The organism is Kosakonia quasisacchari (assembly GCF_004331415.1).
In the GTDB taxonomy this organism is placed as follows: domain Bacteria; phylum Pseudomonadota; class Gammaproteobacteria; order Enterobacterales; family Enterobacteriaceae; genus Kosakonia; species Kosakonia quasisacchari.
Genome location: NZ_SJOP01000008.1, coordinates 127,432 through 152,457, shown reverse-complemented (window position 1 = coordinate 152,457; position 25,026 = coordinate 127,432). Strand labels below are relative to the sequence as shown.

Genomic DNA, 25,026 nt, shown 5'->3' with positions numbered 1-25,026 from the left:
TTACCCCAGTATCGGTACTTTTGTGGCGGCGAGTTTAATGATGATGTACAGCACCACCAGCCCCAGCAAAAAAGCGATAAAACCCCTTTGCTGGCTGCGCGGGCGATGTCGCCCCAGCGCAATAAAACCCAAAACGATGTAGATGATAACGCCAAACAGCTTTTCAGTCAGCCATGCGCCTTTAACCGTAAATGGCAAATAGCCCGTTACCCACATCAACCCTGCGCCGCTCAGCAGCAGCACGGTATCAACCGTGTGCGGCACAATCCGCACCCAGCGTGCGTTAATACGCGGATTGCCTGACCAGCGCCACCAGTAACGTAAAACAAACAGGCTAATGGTGAGCGCAACAGACGCCAAATGCAATGTAATCAGCAACTTAAACGCATTCATTGTCGGTTACTCCTGCAAGGGCCGTTGCCCCAGCGTCAGGCGTTCGTTATCCGCGTAATCCCGACACGTTGCGACGTGCTGCCAGCCGTAATGTTCGAAGGCAGCGCGAACATCTGCACCCTGTTGCCAACCGTGTTCAAGCAGCAGCCAGCCCCCAGGCAACACATACTGCCTGGCATCATCAATAATGGTGCGTAAATCCGCCAGCCCGTTATCAGCCGCCACCAGCGCACTGAGCGGTTCAAAACGCACATCGCCCTGCGCAAGATGAGGATCGTGCTCATCGATGTAAGGCGGGTTGCTGACAATCATCGCGAATTGCTGCCCTTCAAGCGCACTGAACCAGCGACTTTGCAGGATCTCAATATTGGTGATATTCAGATGTGCGGCGTTGCGTTGTGCCAGCGCAACCGCATCCGGAACCAGGTCGACAGCAGTGACGGTGCAATCCGGACGTTCGCTCGCCAGCGCCAGCGCGATTGCGCCAGTGCCGGTGCCTAAATCAAGAATGCGACACGGTAAGGAAGGAAGACGCGCCAGCGCCTGTTCCACCAGACATTCGGTGTCCGGGCGCGGGATAAGCGTTGCCGGAGAGACAAACAGCGGCAATGACCAAAACTCACGCACGCCAATCAAGTGCGCCACCGGTTCGCCATTTACACGACGAGCCAGTAACGTCGCCAGCTGTTGCTGCTGCTCGGCTTCCAGTGACGTTTCACCAAAAGCGAGGATAAACGTGCGCGATTTGCCTGTGACGAAACCCAACAGGATCTCCGCATCGCGGCGCGGGCTTTCGCTCGCAGCAAGCTCGCTTATCGCCTGGCGCAACCACTGTTGATAATCCATTATTCCTGCTCGGAGAGCGCCGCCAACTGGTCGGCCTGGTATTCCTGCACAATCGGTTCGATCAGCATATCCAGCTTGCCTTCCATCACTTCGTCGAGGCGGTAAAGCGTGACGTTGATACGGTGATCGGTCACACGACCCTGCGGGAAGTTATAGGTGCGGTTACGATCGCTGCGATCGCCGCTGCCAAGCAGGTTACGACGGGTCGACGCTTCTGCCTGCTGGCGTTTTGCCGTTTCAGCGGCGCGAATGCGCGCACCGAGCACTGACAAGGCTTTTGCTTTGTTTTTATGCTGTGAACGTTCATCCTGGCACTCGACCACAATTCCGGTCGGAAGGTGGGTAATACGGATGGCGGAATCGGTGGTGTTAACGTGCTGACCGCCCGCACCGGAAGAGCGGAAGGTATCAATACGCAGATCGGCCGGGTTGATATCCGGCATTTCGGCTTCCGGCAGCTCTGGCATCACGGCCACGGTACAGGCAGACGTGTGAATACGCCCCTGCGATTCCGTTGCCGGAACGCGCTGGACGCGATGGCCGCCGGATTCAAATTTCAGACGCCCGTAAACACCTTCGCCGCTGATTTTGGCGATCACTTCTTTAAAGCCGCCGTGCTCACCGTCGTTGGCGCTCATGATCTCAACGCGCCAGCGGCGGGATTCGGCATAACGGCTGTACATACGGAACAGATCGCCAGCAAACAGGGCGGCTTCATCGCCGCCGGTTCCGGCGCGAACTTCGACAAACGCATTACGTTCATCATCGGGATCTTTTGGCAGCAGCAACAGTTGCAATTGCTGTTCAAGGTGTTCACATTTTTCTTTCGCGTCGCGCAGTTCATCCTGCGCCATGTCGCGCATTTCCGGGTCGTCGAGCATCATCTGCGCGGTTTCAATATCTTCCTGAACCTGTTGCCAGTCAGTGAAACAGCGCGACACGTCGCTCAGCTGCGCGTATTCGCGCGACAGCGCACGGAATTTGTCCTGGTCAGCGATGGTTTGAGCGTCACCGAGCAGCGCCTGAACTTCTTCATGGCGCTCATGCAGGGCTTCCAGTTTGGCAACGATAGAAGGCTTCATAGGCGTTAATGCACCTTTTAATAATAAGAGAGTGTTGTGCTAATCCAGCCCGAGGCTGTTGCGCAGAATATGCAGACGCTCATCGTCCCCGTCACGGGCGGCCTGCTGAAGAGATTTGGTTGGGGCGTGGATAAGGCGGTTGGTCAGTTTCCACGCCAGGTCTTGCATGATAGCTTGCGGATTGCCACCCTGCTCCAGCGCAGCAAGCGCTTTGGCAGTCAGCTCGTCGCGCGCAGTTTCAGACTGGCTGCGGTATTCGCGAATAGTCTCGCTGGCGCTTTGCGCACGCAGCCAGGCCATAAATTCACTGGTTTCCTGGGCGACGATGGTTTCCGCCTGCACCGCAGCGGCTTTACGCTGCGCCAGGTTGTGCTGAATAATACTTTGCAGATCGTCGACGCTATAGAGATAGGCGTTCGCCACTTTGCCTACTTCCGGCTCGACATCGCGCGGCACGGCAATATCCACCAGCAAAACGGGCTGGTTACGCCGCGCTTTCATCGCGCGTTCCATCATTCCTTTACCAATAATCGGTAGCGGGCTGGCGGTGGAACTGATCACGATATCGGCATCTTTCAGGCGCTCATCAATGTCACTCAACGAAATAACTTCTGCGCCGACTTCATCCGCCAGCACCTGCGCACGTTCACGCGTACGGTTGGCGATGATCATTTTCTGCACTTTATGCTCACGCAGGTGGCGCGCAACCAGTTCAATGGTTTCGCCCGCGCCCACTAACAGCACGGTGACCGACGCAAGGGATTCGAATATTTGCCGCGCCAGTGTACAGGCGGCGAAAGCGACCGATACCGCACTGGCGCCAATATCGGTTTCCGTGCGCACACGCTTGGCGACGGAGAATGACTTCTGGAACATACGCTCCAGATCGCTGGCGTTGTCATGCCCACGCTGGGAATCAGCAAAGGCCTTTTTCACCTGGCCTAAGATTTGCGGTTCACCCAGTACCAGTGAATCCAGCCCGCTCGCCACGCGCATTAAATGGCTGACGGCGTCGTTATCCTGATGCCAGTAGAGACTCTGGCGCACTTCTTCTTCACGCAAATGGTGATAATCACACAGCCAGCGCACCAGCGCTTCTTGCAGGTTATCCCGCTCTTCGACGCTCAGATAGAGCTCGGTACGGTTACAGGTTGACAGCACCACACCGCCTTGCACCATCGGCTGCGACAGCAGGCTTTCCAGCGCCTGGTCAAGCGTTTCCGGCGAAAAAGCAATGCGTTCTCGCAACGAAACGGGAGCCGTTTTGTGATTGATGCCAAGTGCTAAAAGGGTCATGAGCGCGGGAATAGTACCAACGTTGATAAGGTTAGACTGTACGCATCATACAGGATGAGTGAGGTCAATAAAAGAGACACTACCCTTTCGGAGTAATTGGTAATTTAATGATTTAAGACAACTTGAACGTAGACGCTGTTTCAGAGCGGCGCTAGCATTAAGCGTAATACTGCAACCTTGCAAGGATTTCCCCTCGTTATGACTCTGCCAGACTTTCGCTTTATTCGCCTGCTGCCGCTGGCAAGCCTCGTATTAACCGCTTGTACGCTCAATGCGCCAAAAGGGCCGGGACAAAGTCCGGACTCGCCGCAGTGGCGCGAACACCAGCAACAGGTGCGCAGCTTAAACCAGTATCAAACCCGCGGCGCATTCGCTTATATCTCTGACGAACAAAAAGTGTATGCCCGCTTCTTCTGGCAGCAAACCGGGCAGGATCGCTATCGTCTGTTGCTGACCAACCCGTTGGGCAGCACCGAACTGGAGCTGAACGCCCAGCCGGGTAACGTGCAACTGGTGGACAACAAAGGCAAACGCTACACCGCTGATGATGCCGAAGAGATGATTGGCAAACTGACCGGCATGCCGATTCCGCTTAACAGCCTGCGCCAATGGATCCTAGGCCTGCCAGGCGATGCCACCGATTATAAGCTCGATGCGCAATACCGTTTGAGCGAGCTTAATTACAATCAGGGCGGCAAAAACTGGAAAGTGGTATATGGCGGATATGACAACAGCCAGCCTTCCCTGCCGGCCAATATGGAGTTGAGCGACGGCAAACAGCGCATCAAGCTGAAAATGGATAACTGGATTGCCAAATGACGACGTGGCCCGCTCCGGCGAAACTCAACCTGTTTTTATACATTACCGGCCAGCGCGCCGATGGCTACCATACGTTGCAAACCCTGTTTCAGTTTCTTGATTATGGCGACACGCTGACCATCGAACCACGCAGCGATGGCGAAATCCGCCTACTGACACCGGTTGAAGGCGTACCAGACGAAGAGAACCTGATTGTACGCGCTGCACGTCTGCTCATGCAGCGTGCGGCAGAAAGCGATCGTCTGCCTGCGGGTAGCGGCGCAGAGATCGCTATCGACAAACGCCTGCCAATGGGCGGCGGCCTCGGCGGCGGTTCGTCAAATGCAGCAACCGTGCTGGTCGCCCTCAACCATCTGTGGGGCTGTAATCTGAGCGTCGATGAGTTAGCCGAACTCGGCCTGCAACTGGGTGCCGATGTGCCGGTGTTTGTGCGCGGTCACGCCGCTTTCGCCGAAGGGGTTGGCGAAATCCTCACGCCGGTCAATCCGCCGGAAAAATGGTATCTGGTGGCGCACCCTGGCGTCAGCATTCCCACGCCCGTGATTTTCAAGGATCCGGAACTGCCGAGAAATACGCCGCAAAGGTCAATTGATACGTTATTAAAATGTGAATTCGGCAACGATTGCGAGGTTATCGCAAGAAAACGTTTTCGCGAGGTTGATGCCGCGCTTTCCTGGCTGTTAGAATACGCGCCGTCGCGCCTGACTGGCACAGGAGCCTGTGTCTTTTCCGAATTTGACACCGAATCCGCCGCTCGTCAGGTGCTTGAGCAAGCCCCGGAATGGCTACACGGTTTTGTCGCGCGAGGCGTCAACCTCTCGCCGCTAGCGCAAACCATGGCCGGGCAAGCTGAGCTCCGGTGACAACGTCACACCTGTTCCAGACGTTGCATCGCGCTCTTTAATACACCGCATGGATAGAATTCAGCCCTGAGCGCACATTTTGGCCGATTCTATCCACCACTGGACGCATGCCTGAGGTTCTTCTCGTGCCTGATATGAAGCTTTTTGCTGGTAACGCTACCCCGGAACTAGCACAACGTATTGCCAACCGCCTGTACACTTCTCTCGGCGACGCCGCCGTAGGTCGCTTTAGCGACGGCGAAGTCAGCGTACAAATCAATGAAAATGTACGCGGTGGTGATATTTTCATCATCCAGTCCACTTGTGCCCCTACCAACGACAACCTGATGGAATTGGTTGTGATGGTTGATGCCCTGCGCCGTGCTTCCGCAGGCCGTATCACCGCGGTCATTCCTTACTTTGGCTATGCCCGTCAGGATCGCCGCGTGCGCTCTGCCCGTGTACCGATTACCGCAAAAGTGGTTGCCGATTTCCTCTCAAGCGTCGGCGTTGACCGCGTACTGACCGTTGACCTGCATGCTGAACAGATTCAGGGCTTCTTCGATGTACCGGTAGATAACGTATTCGGTAGCCCGATCCTGCTCGAAGATATGCTGCAACTGAATCTGGACAACCCGATTGTGGTTTCTCCGGATATCGGCGGCGTCGTTCGCGCCCGTGCGATTGCCAAGCTGCTGAACGACACCGATATGGCGATCATTGATAAACGCCGTCCGCGCGCAAACGTCTCCCAGGTGATGCACATCATCGGTGACGTGGCAAACCGTGACTGCGTTCTGGTTGACGATATGATCGATACCGGCGGTACTCTGTGCAAAGCAGCGGAAGCGCTGAAAGAACGTGGTGCGAAACGCGTGTTCGCCTATGCCACTCACCCGATTTTCTCCGGTAATGCGGTAAATAACCTGCGCAACTCTGTGATCGACGAAGTGGTTGTCTGCGACACCATTCCGCTGAGCGATGAGATCAAAGCGCTACCGAACGTACGTACGCTGACGCTGTCTGGCATGCTGGCTGAAGCTATCCGTCGTATCAGCAACGAAGAATCGATTTCTGCCATGTTCGAGCATTAATCGTTGCTGTATAAAAAACCCGCTCAGGCGGGTTTTTTTAGCTTTAAATATTATTTGTATGATTTATTAATTAGTTATCGAATGATTTCCAGGGGACGCCAGACCATTGTGAACAGATTGTTCTCACCTCATGTCATGCCTTTTCGCGCGCTGATCGACGCGTGCTGGAAAGAAAAATATACCACCGCCCGTTTCACCCGGGATCTGATTGCCGGCATAACGGTAGGTATCATCGCTATCCCTTTGGCGATGGCGCTGGCGATCGGCAGCGGTGTGGCTCCGCAGTACGGGCTTTATACGTCGGCGGTTGCCGGGATTGTTATCGCCCTGAGCGGTGGTTCGCGCTACAGCGTTTCTGGCCCGACGGCAGCCTTCGTGGTGATCCTGTATCCAGTTTCGCAGCAGTTTGGTCTGTCGGGCCTGCTGGTGGCGACGCTGATGTCAGGCGTGTTTTTGATTCTCTTCGGGCTGGCGCGGTTTGGTCGGCTGATTGAATACATTCCGCTTTCGGTGACGCTTGGTTTCACCTCCGGGATCGGCATTACCATCGCCACCATGCAGATAAAAGATTTTCTTGGCCTGCAAATGCCGCATGTGCCGGAACACTATTTGCAAAAAGTCGGCGCGCTGGTGATGGCGCTGCCCACGCTCAACCCCGGTGATGCGGCGATTGGTATTGTCACCCTCGCCACACTGGTTCTGTGGCCGCGCCTGCGTTTACGAGTGCCGGGACATCTGCCCGCACTGCTGGCGGGCTGCGCGGTGATGCTGGTGGTTAATCTGCTCGGCGGTCACGTCGCGACCATCGGCTCACAATTTCATTATGTACTGGCGGATGGTTCCCAGGGTAACGGTATCCCGCAGCTTCTGCCACAACTGGTGCTGCCGTGGGATCTACCCGGTTCTGAATTTACCCTGAGCTGGGATTCGCTGCGCGCATTGCTGCCTGCAGCCTTCTCTATGGCCATGCTCGGTGCCATCGAATCGCTGCTGTGCGCTGTCGTGCTGGACGGTATGACCGGTACCAAACATAAAGCCAACAGCGAGCTGATTGGCCAGGGGCTGGGCAATATCGCCGCACCGTTCTTCGGTGGGATCACCGCGACCGCAGCGATTGCGCGTTCAGCGGCCAACGTCCGCGCCGGTGCGACGTCACCCATTTCGGCAGTGATCCACTCCCTCTTAGTGATCATGGCACTGTTGGCGCTGGCTCCCCTGCTCTCGTGGCTGCCGCTGTCTGCCATGGCAGCGCTGCTATTGATGGTGGCGTGGAACATGAGTGAAGCGCACAAAGTGATTGACCTGCTACGCCGCGCCCCGGTGGATGACATCGTGGTGATGCTGATTTGTATGTCACTGACCGTGCTGTTCGATATGGTGATCGCCATCAGCGTAGGGATTGTGCTCGCGTCACTGCTGTTTATGCGCCGTATCGCGCGGATGACGCGCCTGGCCGTAGTGAACGTCAGCGTGCCGGATGATGTACTGGTGCTGCGTGTTATTGGCCCGCTGTTCTTTGCTGCCGCAGAAAGTGTGTTTAGCGACCTGGAAACCCGTATCGCCGGGAAGCGCATTGTGGTGCTGAAATGGGATGCGGTGCCAGTGCTGGACGCAGGTGGGCTGGATGCTTTCCGTCGCTTTGTCAGCCGTCTGCCAGAAGGTACTGAGCTGCGCGTCAGCAACCTTGAATTCCAGCCGCTGCGCACGCTGGCACGCGCCGGGATACAGCCAATCCCTGGCCGCCTGTCATTCTTCCCTAACCGCGACGCGGCCTTAGCCGACCTCTAATTATGATGCGCAGCGGCGCATCATCACCTCGATCGCCCGTTGTAGCCATTGCAGCACCTCGGGCGTCATCCAGGTTCCCTTCATCAGATGCGGCTCCTGCTGCATCGCACTGCGGAATTTTTGCTGCGTCTGTGGATCGGTTCCGGCATAAGACTGAAACAGTTCAAGCCAGTTAGCGGCCAGCCCCTGAGCCTCGTCAGACTCGGGATCCAGCGACTGACGTTGAGCGATATGCAGTTTTGCCACCAACGGTGGCCACTCCATCATGCGCTCAAAGTAGTGCGCACGGGTAAACGCCATCTCTTGCGGCGACAAATAACGCTGCCAGATAGCGAGCTTACTTTCCGCAAAACTGCGGGTAATAAAATCGACCGCTTCCTGCGTAATGCCCGTTTGCTCACGCATTTGGGGTTCCACGCGGTGCATCTCATTTAAGCGGGTCAGAAACTCCGGTTTATTGGCGGTATCCTGCTCCAGCCGCGTCATCCAGCGGGTTGCCAGATCTATCGCGCGGGGATCATCCACCGGGCACTTCTGCGCTAAAAGGGTTTGTACTTCGCTCACCATTTGCGCCCAGAACTGTTCGCGAGCCTCATCGCGCGCGGCAAACGGTAATTCTTGTAACTCTTGCGGGCTAAACCAACGATCGTACATTTTCATTAACTCCAGGGTCTGTAGCCAGGACTCCAGATCAGGCTCCACGCCACTGACGAGACCATCACGCAACGCCGCAAGCTGTTCGCGCAGAGTGACAATATTGCGCATTTGCTTGTCGAGCAGAGCGATTTGGTCATCCAGTAATTCCGCCAGCGGACGCGTTTCCCGCGCCAGATAATCCCCGATTGCCGCCAGTTCCATGCCCGCTTTCGCCAGCGCCTGGATCATATGCAGGCGTTTGACATCGGCGAGCGCATAAAGCCGGTATCCGGCGGCGCTTCGGGCGGAAGGCAAAAGCAGACCAATTTGCTCATAGTGGTGCAACGTACGCACACTGATCCCCGCACGTCGCGATAATTCTCCCACCTGAATCAACATAGCTGCTCCTTTCTCACCCACAGACTGGACTATCGAGCCTCACGTTACGTGAGGGTCAAGAAAAAAGCCAAAAAAAACGGCTCCCGCAGGAACCGTTATCGAAACGTATTTTTTATCCATGATGTTGCCGGTCCCGGCGGCAGCGCTTATCGTAGTGGCGCACCCACCAGTATTTATCGCACACCTGTTCATGACCGCTCACGCGGGCACCTGCGAGCCAGAGAACGGCTCCGAGGAAGATACTCAGCACAGCGCCATGGGCAAAAAACTGCGGCAGGTTAAGTTGCGGCAACTGGTTTAAAATGGAATAACCAACGCCGACAACCATCACGACCAACCCCAACCCCATGAGCACATTACCGAGCAACGAAGCGTTTTTGCGTTTCATCTGTCACCTCCGGAACGACGGGTTGGATGGGATAACCCCAATCCTTGTGCATAAAGTATAGACAGCCACCTTTTTAGCGGTTGCGGGCACGATCACAATTACACATCTCTGACTAACACAAATTTACAAATAACCCACTGAACTACTTGAAATTCGAATGGTTGATGTGAGCAATCATTATCGTTTCTCGCGTTTCGTTGTGAGAATTTTGTCTTCACGCCCCGCACAACGTAAACTACGCGCCGGACATTGACCTGGTCAGGAATAAAAAGTGACGATTAAACTGATTGTCGGGCTGGCGAACCCCGGCGCTGAATATGCCGCGACGCGCCATAACGCAGGCGCCTGGTATGTGGACTTGCTGGCGGATCGCGCCCGCGCGCCGCTGCGCGATGAGCCGAAGTTTTTCGGCTATACCTCGCGCATCAATCTGGCCGGCGAAGACGTGCGCCTGTTGGTTCCCACGACGTTTATGAACCTGAGCGGTAAAGCGGTCGCGGCGATGGCAACGTTTTACCGCATCAACCCGGACGAAATCCTTGTCGCTCACGATGAGCTTGATTTGCCGCCGGGTGTGGCGAAATTTAAGCTGGGTGGCGGCCACGGCGGCCACAATGGTCTGAAAGACATCATCAGTAAACTGGGCAATAACCCCAATTTTCACCGTTTACGCGTAGGAATTGGCCATCCGGGTGATAAAAACAAAGTTGTCGGTTTTGTGCTGGGCAAACCACCTGTTTCCGAGCAAAAGTTGATTGACGAAGCGGTAGACGAAGCGGCGCGTTGTACCGAGATTTGGCTGAAAGAAGGTTTAACCAAAGCCACCAATCGCCTGCACGCCTTTAAGGCGCAGTAAGCGGGTTGCGGCGGCATTTTTACCGCGCGTAACAACGGTTACGTGTATAATAGGCAAAGTTATTCACTTTTCTACAATCTGTTTTTCGCAACAGGTTGATTATCAAGATATTAAGGTAATTACATCATGGGATTCAAATGCGGTATCGTTGGCCTGCCCAACGTAGGTAAATCCACCCTGTTCAATGCGCTCACCAAAGCAGGTATTGAAGCGGCGAACTTCCCGTTCTGTACTATTGAGCCGAACACCGGTGTCGTACCGATGCCCGATCCGCGTCTGGATAAACTTGCGGAAATCGTGAAACCGCAGCGCATTCTGCCGACTACCATGGAGTTCGTCGACATCGCCGGCCTGGTAAAAGGCGCGTCCAAAGGTGAAGGTCTGGGCAACCAGTTTTTGACCAACATCCGCGAAACAGAAGCGATCGGCCACGTTGTGCGCTGCTTTGAGAACGACAATATCATCCACGTTGCGGGCAAAGTGAACCCGGCGGAAGATATCGACGTTATCAACACCGAACTGGCGCTTTCAGACCTGGATACCTGCGAACGCGCGATTCACCGCGTGTCCAAAAAAGCGAAAGGCGGCGATAAAGACGCGAAAGTTGAGCTGGCCGCGCTGGAGAAATGCCTGCCGCAACTGGAAAACGCCGGTATGCTGCGCGCACTGGATCTGAGCAAAGAAGAGAAAGAAGCTATTCGTTACCTGAGCTTCCTGACCCTGAAACCGACCATGTACATCGCTAACGTGAACGAAGACGGCTTCGAAAATAACCCGTACCTCGACCAGGTTCGCGCTATCGCTGAGCAAGAAGGTTCCGTGGTGGTACCGGTTTGTGCTGCGGTTGAATCTGATATTGCCGAGCTTGACGATGAAGAGCGTGACGAGTTTATGGCCGAACTGGGTCTGCAAGAGCCGGGGCTGAACCGCGTGATCCGCGCCGGTTACTCCCTGCTGAACCTGCAAACTTATTTCACCGCCGGTGTGAAAGAAGTGCGTGCCTGGACCATCCCGGTTGGCGCAACCGCGCCGCAGGCAGCGGGTAAAATCCACACTGACTTCGAAAAAGGCTTTATTCGCGCGCAGACCATCGCGTATGAAGATTTCATCGCTTACAAAGGCGAGCAAGGCGCGAAAGAAGCCGGCAAGATGCGTGCAGAAGGCAAAGAGTACATCGTGAAAGATGGCGATGTGATGAACTTCCTGTTCAACGTCTAAGTAATTTCTGTTGTCTCATGGGATCTCAATGCTTCCCATGAAGACTGACAAATCATCTAAAATCCACGCAGTTGCGTGGATTTTTCTTTTCATGACGTCTCATGCAATCTCACTACAGCGCAGCTGAAAATGAGTACAAGCATGAGTACAATCAGTTTCCATCTTCGTTTTAGGTGAGTACAATAGCGGTATAAGAAATAGACAAGGACTCGCTATGCTCACTGATACGCAATGCCGCACTGCCAAGCCGAAAGAAAAACTCTATCGACTCAATGACTTCAACGGTCTCTACCTCGAAGTGAAACCCAACGGCAAAAAGGCATGGCGCTATCGGTTTAAACTCAACGGCAAATCCAGCATGTTTGCGTTGGGTGAGTATCCAGCAGTCAAGCTCGCCGAGGCGCGGGAGAAATGCGAGCAAGCACGTAAGCAAGTAGCAGAGGGAGTAAACCCGGCACAAGCTAGGCAGCTAGATAAAATACGCAAGGTCAACGATGCCTCCAACACCTTTGAACTTATCGCCAAAGAGTGGTTGCAGATGAAAGACTGGGCCAACATCACCAAAACGCGCCGCCTTGATATGCTTGAGCGTGTAGTTTTCCCCACCATCGGCAAACTTCCTATCAGGGAAATCACCCCGCACCACATTCTTAAAATTCTTCAGGAAACGGCTAAGCGCGGCGCACCGACAGTTGCCGCTGAAGCACGACGCACTATTTCATCGGTTTTTGAGCTGGCGGTCGCGACGCTCAGAGCTGATAGCGATCCTGTCTGGCCGGTGCGTAAGGCCATTCCGGCAAATAAAACGCAGCACAAACAGGCCTTGATCCCACAGCAAATCGGGAAGCTATTAAGCTGTTTTGACAACAGTCGTGGCTCATACCAAGTTAACTATTGCATGTGGCTAATGTGGTGGACGCTGGCGCGGCCTGCCGAAGTTACCGAAGCGGAATGGGCAGAGTTCGATCTCGATAACGCACTGTGGACAATTCCGGCAACGCGAATGAAGGCCCGCAGAGAACACGTTATTCCCCTTCCCTCACAAGCGGTCAACATGCTCAGAACACTACAGGGATTAACCGGGCATCGACAGCATATCTTCCCGGGGCGAGATAACCCGCGTGGCCCGATGACATCGCACTCACTGCGCCAGCTACTGAAAAGCCTCGGCTGGAGTGGCACTTATAGCCCACATGCCACCAGAACCACAGGTAGTACGCGTTTAAACGAGATGGGCTATCGTCCTGATGCAATTGAGGCTCAGCTTGCGCACGCTGATACCAATAATGTGCGCCGAACGTATAATCATGCAATCTATCTTGAAGAACGAGAAATTATGATGCAAGAATGGGCGGATAAACTGGGCGTGTGGATGACAGAATTCAATTAGAACTTATTAAGCCTAAGGAACCACGACGATACAACTCCAAGCCGAGCATCTCTCAAGGTCCACTTTGAATAGACCCTAGTTTCCTAGACTGTTCCGTACCTCATGAACCAGGCACTTTCATAAACTGCAGGGGGTTGATCCTCACAGGCACTATGGCGGCGTTTAGCATTATAAAACATCTCGACATAATCGAAGATATCCGCCTTCGCTTCTTCCCTATTTTTATAGATCCGTTTCTTTATGCGTTCCCGTTTTAGCAACTGGAAAAAGCTTTCTGCCACTGCGTTGTCATGGCAATTACCCCGACGACTCATGCTGCTTTTTAAATTGTGAGCTGTCATAAAATGCTGACATCTTTCGCTCGTATATTGAGAGCCCTGATCTGAATGGATTAATACTTCTGCCGTTGGTTTACGTCGCCATACCGCCATCAATAATGCATCCATTACTAACTCAGCGGTCATTCGTCCGCCCATGCTCCAGCCGATAACCCTGCGTGAGAAGAGATCAAGAACAACAGCCAGATACAGCCAACCCTCATGCGTCCTTATATAAGTCATGTCACTCACCCAATGCGTATTTGGGGTTAGGACAACGAACTGGCGTTCAAGGTAATTTGGACTGGCAAAAGAAGGCTTTCCGCCACCGTAATAGCGTCGTTTTCGGTATCCAGTCTGAGATGCTAGTTCAGCGAGCCTCATCAGGCGCGCGATCCTGTTACGTCCGACGCATTCACCCAGATCTTTCATATCGAGCCAGATTTTTCGATAGCCGTAAACCGTACCGCTTTCAAGCCACAGTCTTTGTGGCCGGGATAAATCGGAACTAATACCCGTCGCACGGAGTGAGTCAGCGCATCTCAATAGGATCCCCCAAATGCGCGCCGGTACCGTGAGTCTTCACATAGGCCAGCCGCTCGATACCCACCTCGTGACGACGATACAGGTCGCGGATCAGCTTGCTTTGCGACTGGGCATTAGGTGCCATCAATCCGTTGCTTTTTCCGCCATGGTTAAGACCCGTAGCGACAATGGAGCCGTAGACGCGCAGCCCCCGCGCTTTGGTTTCGCCATAGCACGAGGGGGTACGGGGTTAACATCTCCAGCATCTCGTCAAAGTATTTCCCGGCCAGTGAAGCGTGCGGCGGCTGGTTGCGCATGATTTGCGCCGGGCTTGCATCAGGCCCGGTATCGGAAAAGGTTTCATCACCAGACCTCCGCCCAGTCCTTTCAGCCGGTTACTGAACGGCATAATGGCGCAGCATAACCCCGCCTTTACCGCCTGGATAATCTGGAAAGCGCGTCAGAATCCCGAATTTCTAATCCCAGGCTTTGGGTAAGCTCTGTGTATACCAGTCAGGTGCATAGTCCCTGTCCATTGTCCGGGCTTTATTATCTATATTATCAATGACCTGAAGGTCACTTTTAGACAAACTGAGCCTGTAGGCATCAAGATTAGCTTGTAAATGTTTTTTATTTGTAATACCACAGACCGGAATATTATTTAACTTTGACATTTGCCATTTCAAAATAACCTGGTGCGGGGTTGCATTCACTTTACTTGCTATGTTAACGATATCGCTGTGTAACGATGCCTGCCCCATCGCAGTTGGTCGATATGACATAATCATTAGGCCATTATTTACCGCATAGTCAAAAAGTTGTTTTTCTTTAAAAAAAGGATGATGCTCAATCTGTATAAATGAAATATCAGAAAAATTGTTCAAAGCATACCTTAGATATACAAGAGGAAAATTAGATACGCCGATATGCCGAATAACTTTTTGTTGCTTTAGTTCCACTAAAGCTGAAATGGTTTCGCGCAGTGGAATATTAACAGAAGGCCAATGAATAAAAACGAGATCAATATAATCAGTATGTAAAGCAGTAAGACTCTTACCAACAGCGCCGAGAGCAAATTGATACTCCATTTCGGTGAGATGGATTTTTGTTGAAATAAAAATCCTGTTACGCTCAATACCACTCGATAAAACACCAAGACCAATGTCAGTTTCATTTTTATATGAACGCGCAGTATCAATAATACGATAACCGGTATTAATAGCGCGGTCGATAAGCGCGATACACTGCTTGCCTTGCAAGCGGGAGGTTCCGAGGGCTAGCGGAATATATTGAGGATCTTTTGCTAACGGAAAGTTATCACAGTCCATCGTCTGTGCGCCTCATTTAATAATTAAATTAAACGGAATCAACGTACCTGCATGCATTATATGTTCTTCTTCAAATTCACCTGCAGCAATAATAATGGGGTAAACCACATCACCAGATGCTCTGGCATACGAAAAACGCAAATCCAGGCGATACCCGTCATCAAGCGTGCAAAAAACCACCTCTTGCACGCTATTTTTATCCGAACACTTCCATTTTGTTTTGTTTTCTAAAATATTCCAGTTATGCTCAAACGATTGTTCGAAAATATCAACATACATTCGTTTATTTACATATTGAGTGAGAATGCCGGCTGTAATTGATATATGAACCTCGCAATCCTGAAAAACAATATTAAACTTTATCGGTAGGATATTACCATCAGACATAAAAACATGATGTTGGCATAGCGGACGAACATCATCACTATCTATTTCAATAAAAAAATCGTCGTTTCTTTTCACTGAAAAATTTTCACCACGCAATGGTTCAATCAACATTTCAGTTTTAATATGCCTGTATAGATAATAACTATGCTGCCAGCTTATATATTGCCAAAATCCTCCCCAAATACAGATCAACCTTGAAAGATTATTATTAGCAGCGGGGGCGATTTTTTCTATTATATTTAACAGAGAGGAATCCGCCAAAAAACTGTGCATAACACGTGCAACAAATTTTATAGATTCTACCGCTTTTAATTTCCAGACAAGTTGGGTGAAGCGCTGTAAATTAAAATTGTCATCAGTTAAATATTCTCTTATTTCCAGTAACTCAACAACTTTAACGGCTGGAGAGTGTCTTATACTAACTGATGAGCGCGAAATAGCGTTCCGATAGCAATGGGCACAATGAATGATCGCCGCCGCCGCAGCATCAGGGAGCCGAATAGAGAGATTATTAACATAGGCTATCTTTTGTTCATAAAACAACAAATCATCGACAATTAATCGGCAGACTTCAAGTTTACCATGGTGATGCATACGCAATAATTTGTCATCGTTTTTTGTTACGCCTGCGTCAGGCGTGGTACTCCAAACCGGATAATGGCGATGTAAGTCAATTTCGATATCAAATGCAATAGCAGTAAGTAATTCATGTGGAGAGACATCATGGGTATGCGCAGATGAAAGAGTAATAAGTTTATTTTTTAATTTTTCAGAATTTGTTGATATTAAATCAACGTCATGACACCATCTTAATCGTTCTTCTTTCGGGTTCGCAAGGTATAATGAAAACCCTTTTAATAAAAACATCACAACATTTTCTGATGCCATACTTTGACTGAGGGACTGCAAAGCGCCGATGATATGGTAGAAATTATGTTGCACTTCATCATATGCAGTTCTTAACCAGCTAAGATCACTTTCTTTAATTGTCGCGAGAGGAAAGTTGTCGCCGTGAAACAGAATGTAGCCAACAATCCTGTGCTCATTAACGATTTGATAGAGAAGCTCACTTGAATAATCCTGCTGCAGATGATTTTTCATAGTAACCAGGCTGGATAACACTTTTAAATATTGCATACTTTATCCTGTTAGCTATTGCAATAATTAGTTGATGCCTACAATGAAAATATTTCATATGTCGCATGGCTCGTAAAATAGTATCTCATGTGTTTATGACGGTATGATGTAAGCTCACTGAATAAAAAAGTGAGAGTATACTGTAATATGGTATACTGAATGAACTATCATACTGATAAAGGTCATATCATGCAGACACTCCAGGTAAAGCAAGTCAGTTGCGTAAATGAAGATTTAGCCATCTCACTGAGCACTTTACTCAGCGAACTTTCTGCTAAATCACCATGCCTGACAGCGGAAACAATTAATACGATTCTTCATTCAGATGCAATACAAGTTTTTGTCGCCAGTGCTGATGAAAGGCCCGCTGGTATGCTGACCTTAATCTCAGTCACGCTCCTCTCCGGAAAAAAATGTATTATTGAAGATGTCATCGTTAGCCAGGAATTCAGGCGTAAAGGCATTGCAGCCGAATTAATTCATGCAGCCATAGCTTACGCGAAGAATAATGGAGCACGTTACGTTGATTTGACATCCCGACCTGAACGACTTGCGGCAAATGAACTTTATCAAAAAATGGGATTTATGCAACGCACGACCAATGTGTATAGATTTACATTATAATCTTGCATGAATTATATTATCTGCAGATACACGATTATAACATATCGAATAATCTGAAACATAGCCCGCAAATTGCTGTAAGGCAGTTTGTGGGCTTGCGGCACACGGCGATTATCACTGTAATTTATTATATCAAATGAACGAGCTTAGTATTGCAGTAAATTGCCTGTTGATTCTCTCCATTATCTCTTTATCAAACATGTTGGCATCATAAGATATACCGCCCCATAAAGCACCATTGTGGATATACAGGTCAATAGTGATCGGCCTTTTTGACAATCCATTATGCAAAAATCGTGGATGTGCTGTTATTCCGGATAATTGCAGATTCGCCAAAGGTTCACGCTGTAAAGAGACGCCAATCTCCGAAAGACGTACCGACGAAAACGCCTGCATTTTATCCAACTGTTCACTGATCCTTTCATAGGCAACAATATCCTGCGAAAGAAGCTCCGGCAACATGGAAGAAACCGCTTTCGTCAAACTATGCGTACCTAAAAGAGGATCAATCGCAATGCGTAATATCTGCGTATCGGATATATACCCGACTACATTCAATGATTCCGCCGTACGGTTTTCCATCGGGATGGTAATAACTAAATCGTCAACGGAAAACTCAACGTGAATAGTCATAGCAATGGCAGCAATAATCAGCGAAAACAACGTCACGTGTTCTTTGATGGCTGTTTTCTCTAAAACACGGGTAAACGTCTCAGGAAAAGAAACCGGAATTCCTGCGCCTAAAAAAGGATTGATTTCTGTTAATGAATTCGGCTTTGGCCATATGCCTTTATAATTATTTAATTTTTCCAGCGCCTGCTCGAGCAAAGCTGGTGAGTTGCGGTTGGCAAGATTAAACTCATCCCATATTAGATAATCAATATATTGAATTTGCTGTTGACGGTCGACACTGGAAATATTAATTGATAAATTATAGTAACGTGTCAGATCGTCATATATAACGGAAAAAGAAGCGCCGTCGCAAATAATATGATTAATCACTAACACAAAGATAAAGCTGTCTTCTCCCCTGGTTATTAAAGCACTACGCAAAAGCCCTGGTAAAGCGAGGTTAAAAGGAATTTTTGTATAATCCGCTATCCATTCATCAACGGGGCTTTGCAGATCCTGTTCACGGAGATTAAGCATCTCAATAGCGATATCACTGCGAACCTGTTGCATGATTTTCCCATTTCGTTCAAAGAACGAAGTACGCAGAGATGCATGTTTATTAACAACAAACTGAAGCGCCTCATTCAATTTTTTATACTGAACATGACCTTTTAATTCAACCACATGGTAAACATTTCGCGACGCATAACCAGGGTTCTTACTATGCAACAGATACAACCGCGCCTGTACCTCAGAAGTGATATATTCAGTTTTATTAAAAATTTTCATGTCAGGCCGGGTGGCGATGACTGTTGCATCAGCAGAATTCAGAACAGAGAGTAAATCACCGCAAACCGGATGCTTAAAAATCAATGACGCAGCTATTTTCACCCCCAGTTGCCCCTGCAAATCATAAGCCATCCGGACCGCTAACAAAGAGTTTCCACCGTCATTAAAGAAATTTGAATTAACGCTAACAGAGGCAGTGCTGGTGAATTTCCGCCATGTTTCAGAAAACCATTCGGGAATAATCTGCTGGTCTGTTCCGGCAACGTATAACAAACGTCTATCCACTTTTCCGTTGGCTGTTAATGGTAACCTTTCAATAAAAGTGAAGGTTGCCGGAACCATATATTGGGGTAAATGCTCATTGCAATGCCGGCGAATGTCATCAATGCTAACATGACTTTGCGGCGAAGGAACGATAAAAGCGGATATTGTGTCGTAAGCGGAATTATCCTTTTTATTCAGCAAAACATATGCATGCTGAACGTGTCGATTAAACTCCAGCACAGTCTCTATTTCGCTCAGTTCAATTCTATAGCCACGGAGCTTGATTTGATTATCGCTCCGCCCTATATATTCTATTTCACCATTTTGCAATAAGCGCCCGCGATCGCCGCTTTTGTACAACCGCAGCCCGCCAACCCAGGGGACAAACTTCTCTGCTGTTAAGCGCGGATTGTCCTGGTATCCTAACGATACTGAAGTACCATAGATGCAAATTTCACCAACTTCCCCCTCTATCTGTCGTTCGCCATTAGTATCGAGAATGACTATCCCGGTATTATGCAGCGGAACGCCCACACTGCGGCAAGCCGTATTAATATCCGTTGCCATGACATCTTTGAAAGTACTATGTACTGTTGTTTCCGTAATGCCATAAAGATTGTAGATCTTTATGGCACCGGAAGTCGCAGCAATGAACTCTCGGGCGAGAGAGCCGGATAATTTCTCCCCGGCGCACAACACCGCTCTCACTGAAGAGTGTGCCAATGACTGCCCGGTCTGAAGAACAAAAAGCAGAGAAGATAGCGCAGAAGGTGTTTGGTTTAAAACCGTAATACCGCTCGCGATAATATATTGTATAAATTCTTGCGGTGCCCTCGTCAACGCATGAGGAATAATTATCAGCCGCGCTCCTGCTGAAAAGCAGCTCCAGATCTCCCAGACGGATACGTCAAAAGCATAAGAATGAAACAAAGGGCAGATATCAGTAGCGGTAAGCGAGAAATAGTAATCAACGCCGTTGAGTAGAGATTCGACATTGGCATGGCTAACCATTACACCTTTTGGGCCACCGGTGGTTCCAGATGTATAGATAACATAGCATAGTCCGGGCCCACTATCTGATGGTAGATTTTCACGTTCGACCGCGGGTGTAGACAATAAAGATGGGAGTTGAATTGATATTTTCTCTATTGCCAGTTCTGACGCAAGTAATGGCGGCGAGCCAGCAGTAAGCAGTAACGTCGTTTTCGCTGAGGCGATCACCTTCTTTGCGCGTTCAACGGGAGTGCGGGAATCTATCGGCAGGTATGCTGCACCCGTTTTAAGTATTGCTAACATACCAATAATGAGCTCGACACTCGCTTCCATACACAGAGCAATCAACTTTTGTTCCCCTCCGTATTGAATCAACTGCTTTGCGAGCACATCGGAACAATGATCCAGCTGTGCGTAAGTCAGACTGGATGATAAGTCACTAACGGCGACATGATCAGAATATTGCCGGGCACGAGTACGAAAAAGTTTGCATAATTCCATAGATCCTCCTTTTCTTCATTTTGCAACTATCGATTCGATTGCAGTATTAAGTTCAAATAGAAAAGAATCGGCTAATTTAGCTATTGTTGACGTCGAATACTTCGATGTATTAAATTCAATGCAGGCATATATTCGCTCTGCAGATATAGCATTAAAAACAAACTCAGCGTCAAATTTTGCCGTGTCGAGATAAAAAACATCGTGAGCAATGTCGTCAGATGCGACATCTTCCTTACGCGACGTTCTGAAGTTTATCACAACGCCTGAAAATGGATGCGATGCTCTTTTATCAGCCGGATCAGCAATGAATTTGTAAAACTCATCTTGTAATACATCTTGATTATCAAGTGTAAAGCCTATGGCGGCATTAGCGTGATGAACTGTCTGTTCAAAAGAATCATTGTTGGCCATGGAGACCATTAGCGGCAAGTAGTTTGAAAAGCAGCCAATTGTATTCTCAAAAAGAGAATTCCTGCGATCAGAAACAATTGTGCCAAGCCTTAAATAATGCCTTTCAGCAGTACTGATTTGACTTTTAAATATTCTTGCACATGCAGCAAGCAGTACGGAAAATGCAGTTACCTCAATTTTCTCAGCATAAGAAAAAACGTTTTTCGCCAGAATGTCAGGCATATTTATTGCATATCTTGCACCATCAAATGTGTTGGTTGAAGTATCCGTGTTTGTGCGTATTGCTAATTCAGGGGTAACGGATTTCACTTCTAAAAAAAATCTCTTCCATGCACTCAAACTTTTTATTTCCGCCAATTTCACGCTTTGCGATACTGTTCTCCATTGACTATAATCGATATATCTGGCGCGCTGAGCAGGCTGCGCACACGATGACGATAACGCACTCTGCAATTCATTTCTTAAAATAATCGAAGATTCGTTGTCAAATATTGCATGGTGTACAATCCATAAAGCCACCACCGGTCCATTATCAATACGGAAGAGTGCAATGCGGTATAACTCTTCTTCTGGACAGCAGAAAGGTTGTGCAGAAAACGCAACAATTTCAGCAAAATCACCACTAAGTGCATGGAATTTAACTTGCCCAACGGCATGTATTTTTTGCCGTGGTCCCAGATCGTCAAGCACAAAATTTGAATGAAATACATCATGATTGCTAATCACTTTGACGCAGGCGTCGCGTACTGAATCAATATTAATGTGCGAAGAGAAAGTAAATTTAATAGCAACATTGTATGCTATAGATTCAGGTTCAATAAGCTGTGTTAGCCATATTGCATGCTGCACGGGGGGCATCATTGCTTCAGTAACCGCACTCAATACGAATTCTTCTCGTTGATTGGATATCCTCGCAAGAGAGTTGCGCCGATCAATTAAGCCAGATATATATCTTATGGTTGGAGAGGTAAAAAACTCTTTAACGCTAATTTCAACGCCCCACTCCGCATATATTTTCGCCAATAAACGGATAGCAAGCAGTGAGTGCCCGCCAGAGGAGAAGAAATTCGTGTCAAGGGTGATATAACAGCCAGACTCAAGAAGTGTAGACCAAATGAATCTCAACTTTGAAATAGTTGCATCATCTGCATTAGCATCATCCGCTGTACCCGTCTCAATTATTTCCGGGAAAGCCTTTACATCCAGCTTGCCGCTAATCGTGACAGGCAGAGTTTCAGTTCGTACTAACTTTCCCGGGATAAGGTATGATGGACAGCGATCGGTAAGATAATCCCGCACTTGCTGTTCAGGCGTATTATTATGCGAAACATAATAGCCCGCCAACGAGACTATCCCATCATTATTTGTATAAGTGGTTACGCGGGCCAAATGTATATCTGGGTGGCTTAATAAATAATGCTCAACTTCACCCAGTTCGATTCGGTACCCACGTATTTTTACCTGGCTATCATTTCGACCAACAAATTCTATTAAGCCATCTGCCGCAACCCTTGCTATATCTCCCGTTTTGTACATTCTCGTGCCCGGAACAGCGGGTTGGAAAGGGTCCGGGATAAATTTCTCGGCGGTCTCACGCGGACGATTAAGATAGCCGAGGGCAAGGCAGACACCACTAATATATAAATCACCGGAGGTGAAGGGTGGACAATGTGTGAGATCCTTGTCCAGGATATATAAATTCACCCCATCGATAGCTCGACCTATAGAAACGCGATCATTAGTATATCCACGCGTAGCATTCCACCATGAAACATTGACCGACGCTTCAGTTGGCCCATAAAGATTATATAAATCTCCGCGCAATATATTATTATATTTACTGATCACATAATGCGGTAACACTTCTCCATTACACAACACAAATCTAAGGGATGTACAGGACGCGATATCGGGATGCTCAAGCAACAACTGCAACATGGTGGGTACCATTTCACATGCCGTAACCTCATATTGCCTGATTGCTTTTACAATACAAGCTGGGTCTTTATGTTCGCCATCGGGGAGTATAACCAGCGATGCACCTGCAACCAGAGGCCAAAATAATTCACCGACAGAAACATCAAATGTGGCAGGTGTTTTATATAACACGCGCTCGCCAGTGTTAAGCTTTAAAGCTTCGCAGGCCCATGAAACACGATTCGCAATACCACGGTGAGGTACCAGCACGCCTTTAGGTTTGCCGGTAGAACCTGAAGTATAAAGAATATAAGCCCCCTGCTCAGGATGAATTATCGCTGCGGGATGAGCGAGCGACGTTGGCGTAATATTCGCAACTTCAAGTATCCTGGCTGTAAGACTCGTCACACGACTCCGTAGTTCCTGTTCAGTAATAATAATATCGATACAGGCATCATCGACAATATCGCGCAATCGCTCTGCAGGAGCATCAGGATCTAAGGGGACAAAAACATAGCCAGAATGTAATACGCCTAAGATAGCAACAGGTAGCCACATTGAGCGTTTGAGTAATATACCAATTCTTGCACCAGAATCTAAATCATAGCTGATAAGCTTATTGGCAACAGTAAATATGAGCGTCTCCAGGTTCGCATAACTGATAGTCTCATTTTCTGCGATTAATGCAGGATGATCCGGCGTCCGGCTAGCCTGCGCCAGAACCATTTCGTGCACCGGGATAAATTTATGTCTGGATGCAGCCCTCTCAAGGACAGATGTCATTTGCCTTACCGAATTCAATTTATTTAACAGTGTCGTAATAGTATCCGAAGGTGCAGCCAGGGCAAACTCAACTAATTGTAAAAAATCACATAGTAACTGTTGAGAAAAATCATGATCAAAAAGATCGGTGCTATATTCCAAAACAGCAGTGGTTTCTTTGCCACAAAAAACACAGAGTGTTAGATCAAACTTGGCTGTATTATTATCCGTAACGATGGATTCTACATTAACCCCGGGTAACTCAAATGCAACATCATCGCTATGATGCAAGACAAACGCAACCTGTACCAATGGATTATGCAACAGTGAGCGCTCGGGATTAATCTTTTTAACAATCGCATCGTAGGGTATATTGCTAAACTCAAAAGATGTCAGGGTATTCTCCCTGACATCTTTTAGTAATTGACTAAATGATTTTGTGCCATCAATAACCGTGCGAATAATAGAAGTGTTAACGAACAGTCCAATTGTCGACTGATATTCCGGTGAAAATCGCCCTGCCGGCATCGTTGCAATTGCGATATCATCCTGGACACAGTAGTGTTTCAGCAGCAGAGTAAAAACACTGAGATAGAGCATAAACGGCGATATCTTATGTTGCTTACTCACTTTCAGTGCTTTTTGGACAATGTCATCATCAATGATTACGCGGGTTAACGCACCCGCCGTACTCCTCTCCTGAGGTGGCGATTTTACTTTAGGTAGGGTGAGTTGGCTTTGCATATTCGACAGATAATCTGCATAGCGCTGTAACAAAATTTGTGTCTCTGCTTCATTCATCCAGTCGCGTTGCTGTGCTGAGTATCTGGTGTAATTTTCTGTGTTTTCTCTCTGCGTAATGGGCAAACCTGGCGCTGAGTTAGAATATAATTCTTTAACCTGAAGATGAAAAGTTTTCCATGACGTAAAATCAGAAATAATATGATGCATTGAGATAAAAAGAAACCCATGCGTATTATTATGCGCAAGCCAATAAACACGTATCAACTCATCATGCTCAAGGTTGTATGGCTTACGCGAAAGTTCATTAATTGTGCTGAAAATAGTCTGCGCGCCATCACGATTATCGTTAACATCAACGCTGGTTTTTAGGCGAAAGACCCGGACAGGCCGCGCTGGAAGTACCTGCTGATAAACTATACCATCTCGTTCAAAAAATTTTGAGCGAAGCGACTCATTGGTCTGGATTACTTTGTTAATAGCGCCTTGCAAACGCTCGATATCGAGACCGCCGGTAATCTGGTACGTATAGTTAATATTGTATTCAACCCCTTTTTCATCCATGCGATTTAAAAACCAAAGCCGTTTTTGCGCGTATGATGCTTCAGAAAATTGACCTTCCATCGCGGATTTCGGCAATTTCACAAACTGGTTATTTTCGTTCATCATAA

At 48.8% G+C, this 25,026-nt stretch carries 19 protein-coding genes and 1 pseudogene; 8 read left to right on the top strand and 12 right to left on the bottom strand.

Annotated elements, in window-relative coordinates:
* From sirB2 to hemA, 4 genes are read right to left on the bottom strand one after another with little or no spacing between them, the layout of a single operon-like run.
* Positions 1-393 (bottom strand): invasion regulator SirB2, encoded by a 393-nt coding sequence (gene sirB2 / locus E0L21_RS10780; protein ID WP_131409313.1) that lies wholly within the window; start codon positions 391-393, stop codon positions 1-3.
* Between the two features lie 6 nt (positions 394-399).
* Positions 400-1,239, bottom strand: a complete 840-nt coding sequence (gene prmC, locus E0L21_RS10775) for a peptide chain release factor N(5)-glutamine methyltransferase (protein WP_131409310.1) — start codon at positions 1,237-1,239, stop codon at positions 400-402.
* A complete protein-coding gene (gene prfA, locus E0L21_RS10770) occupies positions 1,239-2,321 on the bottom strand; it encodes a peptide chain release factor 1 (protein WP_131409308.1) in 1,083 nt (360 codons plus the stop codon). Before prfA ends, prmC begins: the two co-directional genes overlap by 1 nt.
* A 39-nt stretch (positions 2,322-2,360) precedes the next feature.
* Positions 2,361-3,617, bottom strand: a complete 1,257-nt coding sequence (gene hemA / locus E0L21_RS10765) for a glutamyl-tRNA reductase (RefSeq protein WP_131409305.1) — start codon at positions 3,615-3,617, stop codon at positions 2,361-2,363.
* 198 nt (positions 3,618-3,815) lie between these two features.
* Here hemA and lolB point away from each other — a divergent pair, with 198 nt between their 5' ends.
* The 4 genes from lolB to dauA all read left to right on the top strand — a co-directional run bounded on the left by lolB (position 3,816) and on the right by dauA (position 8,160).
* Positions 3,816-4,436, top strand: coding sequence for a lipoprotein insertase outer membrane protein LolB (lolB, locus tag E0L21_RS10760; protein WP_131409302.1), 621 nt, complete (start codon positions 3,816-3,818; stop codon positions 4,434-4,436).
* On the top strand, positions 4,433-5,299 hold the full coding sequence (gene ispE, locus E0L21_RS10755; protein ID WP_131409300.1) for a 4-(cytidine 5'-diphospho)-2-C-methyl-D-erythritol kinase: 867 nt from the start codon (positions 4,433-4,435) through the stop codon (positions 5,297-5,299). Before lolB ends, ispE begins: the two co-directional genes overlap by 4 nt.
* Before the next feature lie 125 nt (positions 5,300-5,424).
* The gene (prs, locus tag E0L21_RS10750; RefSeq protein ID WP_017457137.1) at positions 5,425-6,372 is read left to right on the top strand and encodes a ribose-phosphate diphosphokinase; all 948 of its coding nucleotides are present in this window, start codon (positions 5,425-5,427) and stop codon (positions 6,370-6,372) included.
* A 108-nt stretch (positions 6,373-6,480) separates the two neighbouring features.
* Entirely contained in the window at positions 6,481-8,160 is a 1,680-nt protein-coding gene (dauA, locus tag E0L21_RS10745) for a C4-dicarboxylic acid transporter DauA (RefSeq protein WP_131409298.1), read from the top strand.
* Here dauA and E0L21_RS10740 read toward each other — a convergent pair whose 3' ends face one another.
* Together E0L21_RS10740 and ychH are read right to left on the bottom strand one after the other, a co-directional pair.
* Positions 8,161-9,195 (bottom strand): MerR family transcriptional regulator, encoded by a 1,035-nt coding sequence (locus E0L21_RS10740; protein WP_131409296.1) that lies wholly within the window; start codon positions 9,193-9,195, stop codon positions 8,161-8,163.
* A 112-nt stretch (positions 9,196-9,307) separates the two neighbouring features.
* Complete coding sequence (ychH, locus tag E0L21_RS10735) at positions 9,308-9,583, bottom strand: stress-induced protein YchH (RefSeq protein ID WP_131409293.1); 276 nt, start codon at positions 9,581-9,583, stop codon at positions 9,308-9,310.
* Between the two features lie 271 nt (positions 9,584-9,854).
* On the opposite strand from ychH, the gene pth reads away from it, so the two are divergent.
* The 3 genes from pth to E0L21_RS10720 all read left to right on the top strand — a co-directional run bounded on the left by pth (position 9,855) and on the right by E0L21_RS10720 (position 13,047).
* A complete protein-coding gene (gene pth / locus E0L21_RS10730; RefSeq protein WP_086868600.1) occupies positions 9,855-10,439 on the top strand; it encodes an aminoacyl-tRNA hydrolase in 585 nt (194 codons plus the stop codon).
* 126 nt (positions 10,440-10,565) lie between these two features.
* Positions 10,566-11,657, top strand: a complete 1,092-nt coding sequence (gene ychF / locus E0L21_RS10725) for a redox-regulated ATPase YchF (RefSeq protein WP_131409290.1) — start codon at positions 10,566-10,568, stop codon at positions 11,655-11,657.
* Between the two features lie 214 nt (positions 11,658-11,871).
* Positions 11,872-13,047 carry a tyrosine-type recombinase/integrase gene (locus E0L21_RS10720; RefSeq protein WP_131409288.1) on the top strand — a complete coding sequence of 392 codons (1,176 nt, stop codon included), beginning with the start codon at positions 11,872-11,874 and terminating at the stop codon, positions 13,045-13,047.
* A gap of 83 nt (positions 13,048-13,130) precedes the next feature.
* On the opposite strand, the pseudogene E0L21_RS10715 reads toward E0L21_RS10720, so the two are convergent.
* The 4 genes and pseudogenes from E0L21_RS10715 to E0L21_RS10700 form a co-directional block, all read right to left on the bottom strand.
* Positions 13,131-13,853 (bottom strand): annotated as a pseudogene (locus E0L21_RS10715) (IS3 family transposase); the annotation flags it as partial.
* Between the two features lie 43 nt (positions 13,854-13,896).
* Positions 13,897-14,034 (bottom strand): hypothetical protein, encoded by a 138-nt coding sequence (locus E0L21_RS10710; RefSeq protein WP_235855226.1) that lies wholly within the window; start codon positions 14,032-14,034, stop codon positions 13,897-13,899.
* A 331-nt stretch (positions 14,035-14,365) separates the two neighbouring features.
* Entirely contained in the window at positions 14,366-15,217 is an 852-nt protein-coding gene (locus tag E0L21_RS10705) for an aldo/keto reductase (RefSeq protein ID WP_131409283.1), read from the bottom strand.
* A 12-nt stretch (positions 15,218-15,229) separates the two neighbouring features.
* Positions 15,230-16,741 (bottom strand): nucleotidyltransferase family protein, encoded by a 1,512-nt coding sequence (locus tag E0L21_RS10700; protein WP_131409281.1) that lies wholly within the window; start codon positions 16,739-16,741, stop codon positions 15,230-15,232.
* Positions 16,742-16,900: 159 nt separating this feature from the next.
* Here E0L21_RS10700 and E0L21_RS10695 point away from each other — a divergent pair, with 159 nt between their 5' ends.
* Positions 16,901-17,365, top strand: coding sequence for a GNAT family N-acetyltransferase (locus E0L21_RS10695; RefSeq protein ID WP_235855225.1), 465 nt, complete (start codon positions 16,901-16,903; stop codon positions 17,363-17,365).
* A 132-nt stretch (positions 17,366-17,497) separates the two neighbouring features.
* Here the strand turns inward: E0L21_RS10695 and E0L21_RS10690 are convergent, their stop codons facing one another.
* Together E0L21_RS10690 and E0L21_RS10685 are read right to left on the bottom strand one after the other, a co-directional pair.
* The gene (locus tag E0L21_RS10690) at positions 17,498-20,524 is read right to left on the bottom strand and encodes a non-ribosomal peptide synthetase (protein ID WP_131409278.1); all 3,027 of its coding nucleotides are present in this window, start codon (positions 20,522-20,524) and stop codon (positions 17,498-17,500) included.
* Between the two features lie 15 nt (positions 20,525-20,539).
* Entirely contained in the window at positions 20,540-25,024 is a 4,485-nt protein-coding gene (locus E0L21_RS10685; RefSeq protein ID WP_131409276.1) for a non-ribosomal peptide synthetase, read from the bottom strand.
* Between the last annotated feature and the right edge of the window lie 2 nt (positions 25,025-25,026).

Coding starts and splice junctions, on each gene's coding strand:
- sirB2 (WP_131409313.1), bottom strand. CDS start 393: ATGAATGCGTTTAAGTTGCTGATTACATTGCATTTGGCGTCTGTTGCG.
- prmC (WP_131409310.1), bottom strand. CDS start 1,239: ATGGATTATCAACAGTGGTTGCGCCAGGCGATAAGCGAGCTTGCTGCG.
- prfA (WP_131409308.1), bottom strand. CDS start 2,321: ATGAAGCCTTCTATCGTTGCCAAACTGGAAGCCCTGCATGAGCGCCAT.
- hemA (WP_131409305.1), bottom strand. CDS start 3,617: ATGACCCTTTTAGCACTTGGCATCAATCACAAAACGGCTCCCGTTTCG.
- lolB (WP_131409302.1), top strand. CDS start 3,816: ATGACTCTGCCAGACTTTCGCTTTATTCGCCTGCTGCCGCTGGCAAGC.
- ispE (WP_131409300.1), top strand. CDS start 4,433: ATGACGACGTGGCCCGCTCCGGCGAAACTCAACCTGTTTTTATACATT.
- E0L21_RS10740 (WP_131409296.1), bottom strand. CDS start 9,195: ATGTTGATTCAGGTGGGAGAATTATCGCGACGTGCGGGGATCAGTGTG.
- ychH (WP_131409293.1), bottom strand. CDS start 9,583: ATGAAACGCAAAAACGCTTCGTTGCTCGGTAATGTGCTCATGGGGTTG.
- ychF (WP_131409290.1), top strand. CDS start 10,566: ATGGGATTCAAATGCGGTATCGTTGGCCTGCCCAACGTAGGTAAATCC.
- E0L21_RS10720 (WP_131409288.1), top strand. CDS start 11,872: ATGCTCACTGATACGCAATGCCGCACTGCCAAGCCGAAAGAAAAACTC.
- E0L21_RS10710 (WP_235855226.1), bottom strand. CDS start 14,034: ATGGCACCTAATGCCCAGTCGCAAAGCAAGCTGATCCGCGACCTGTAT.
- E0L21_RS10705 (WP_131409283.1), bottom strand. CDS start 15,217: ATGGACTGTGATAACTTTCCGTTAGCAAAAGATCCTCAATATATTCCG.
- E0L21_RS10700 (WP_131409281.1), bottom strand. CDS start 16,741: ATGCAATATTTAAAAGTGTTATCCAGCCTGGTTACTATGAAAAATCAT.
- E0L21_RS10695 (WP_235855225.1), top strand. CDS start 16,901: ATGAACTATCATACTGATAAAGGTCATATCATGCAGACACTCCAGGTA.
- E0L21_RS10690 (WP_131409278.1), bottom strand. CDS start 20,524: ATGGAATTATGCAAACTTTTTCGTACTCGTGCCCGGCAATATTCTGAT.
- E0L21_RS10685 (WP_131409276.1), bottom strand. CDS start 25,024: ATGATGAACGAAAATAACCAGTTTGTGAAATTGCCGAAATCCGCGATG.